The following is a 2,159-nucleotide window of genomic DNA, read 5'->3' as shown; positions in this document are numbered from 1 at the left end:
CCCTCGGTGAGCTCCAGCACCACCTGCGAGGCCGGCACTTCGAGCCCGGTCGACATGGCGCCGAGCATCTCGGGCAGGGCGCTGCTCGTGAACTCGGACGCCGCCATGTTGACGTGGACCTTGAGCTTCTCCAGTGCGCCGCCCTTGAGAGAGGCCAGGTCGCGCAGCGCCTGGCCCAGCACCCAGCGGCCGATGTCGACGATAAGGTCGCTCTGCTCGGCGATCGGAATGAACACGTCCGGCGGCACCGTCGTGCCATCGGGCTTGTGCCAGCGGATCAGCGCCTCCGCGCCATGCAGGGCGCCGGTGGCGATGTCGACGATGGGCTGGTAGACCAGGCGCAGCTGCCCGGCCTGGAGCGCCTCGTGCAGTTCGGTCTCGATGGACAGGCGCTGGGCCAGCTTGGCGCGCTGCTGGGCCAGGGTGTCGGGGCTGCTGGTCGAGAAGACATTGCTGCCGTTGCGGCCGTTCTGCTTGACGCGGTACATGGCCGCGTCGGCGCTGCGCAGCAGCTCGGGGCCGGTCTGGCCGTTCTCGGGAAAGCGGCTGACGCCAATGCTGGCGGACACGGTCAGCGCCACACCCTCGTAGCTGATGGGGCGGCTGGCGGCGGCAAGCACGGCATCGGCCAGGGCCGCCAGCGCCTGCTCGTCGCCGCTGTCAGGCACCAGCACCGCAAACTCGTCGCCGCCCAGGCGGCCGACGCGGGCTGGCGGCGGCGCCAGCTCGCGCAGCCGCTGCGCAAATGCCTGCAGCACCGCATTGCCGGCCTCGTGCCCGAAGGCGTCGTTGATGGGCTTGAAACGGTCGAGGTCGATGAACATCAGCGCGAAGCGCCGGCCCTGGCGGTGGCTCAACGCGCAATGGCGGTTCAGCTGGGCGTAGAAGTGGGAGCGGTTGTCCAGCTCGGTCATCTCGTCGATCTGGGCCAGGCGGTGGATGACAGCCTCGGTCTCCAGGCGTTGCGCGGTCTGGGCGATCAGCGCGCCGATGGTGGCCGAGACCTTGGGCAGCTGGGCCTCGGGCTGGCGGGCCAGGCTGCTGTAGAACTCCAGCACGCCGGGGCGGTGGCGTTCGCCGTTGTCCGACACATAGGTGACCGGGAACACATAGCCCGACCACAGCCCGCACATCTGTGCGCTGCCACGGCGCAGGAAGCGCGGGTCGGTGCTCATGTCCTCCACCCACTCGGCGCTGCCCGTGGCCCAGACACGGCCGACCAGGCCCTCGCCGGGCGCCATCTTCAGTGTCGAGCTCACCGCGCTGAATTGTTCGAGCCGGGCGTCGGGTTGGTGCCAGAAGTGCCGGCAATGCAGGCGGCCGCCGCCGTCCTCCATGTTCCAGTAGGCGCCCCACTCCCAGCCGAGGTTGCGGCAGATCAGCTGGATGACGTTGCTGATCGCATCCTCCAGCGTGTGGGTGCCGATCAGGTATTCCGTCAACGCATAGCCCAGGCGCTCGCGCACGGCCGCGTGGGTGAGGGCGGTCACGTCCTGCAGCAGGCCGTGGCGCCAGCGAGGGTGCGCCGGGTCGGGGGGCAGTGGCGTCACGCGCAGCCAGCGCAGGCCGCGGGCCAGGCCGATGACGCGGATATCCAGTGGGAGCTGGGGCTGGGCGCCGGTCCAGAGCCGGATCAATTCCGGCAGATCGTCCTCGACGACATGGCCCAGGCAGACGCCCAGGCCGCTGGCCGAACGGGTCGGCATTTCCAGGTATTCGGCCGCCGTGGGTGACAGATGGGTGACGCCGGTCTGCGGGTCGTACCACCATTGGCCGAAGCCGGCGGCCTGTTCCAGGTGCTGAGGGCAGGCGGCAACGGGTGCGGGAAGTTGTCGCGGCGGCCCGAACTGCGTGGATGCGGCCGGCATGCTGACTTCCCGATTGCTTGTCATGGGCGGTCACAGCGCAAATCGCATGCCAGCACGGGACCGGTCCGGAATGCGCAGAACCGCACAGCGGCGGCGGAGGCCGCGGTCGGGAGCCCCGCAAGTGTGCAACGGCCCGCACAGGGCTGGTGCGAGGCGCTAGAGGGTCAGCTCCCAGCTCTCGCTGATGACGTCCTGGCCAAAGCTGTTCAAGGGCTCGCTGTGCACCAGCCGGTAGCCCTCGGCCGCGTAGATGGCGCGGGCGGCGGTCAATGCGCTCTGCGTCCACAGCTC

General features: G+C 69.8%; 1 protein-coding gene. It reads right to left on the bottom strand.

Annotation, left to right across the window (positions count from 1 at the left end; all coding sequences use genetic code 11):
- Nucleotides 1–1,868: putative bifunctional diguanylate cyclase/phosphodiesterase (locus AC1DU6_RS28600; RefSeq protein WP_477861270.1), on the bottom strand; the 1,868-nt coding region annotated here is incomplete at its 3' end.
- Nucleotides 1,869–2,159: the final 291 nt, after the last annotated feature.

The sequence above is a fragment of the Roseateles sp. P5_B10 genome, assembly GCF_056400485.1.
The sequence above is the reverse complement of the archived record's forward strand: the minus strand, read 5'-3'. Positions and strand labels throughout refer to the sequence as shown.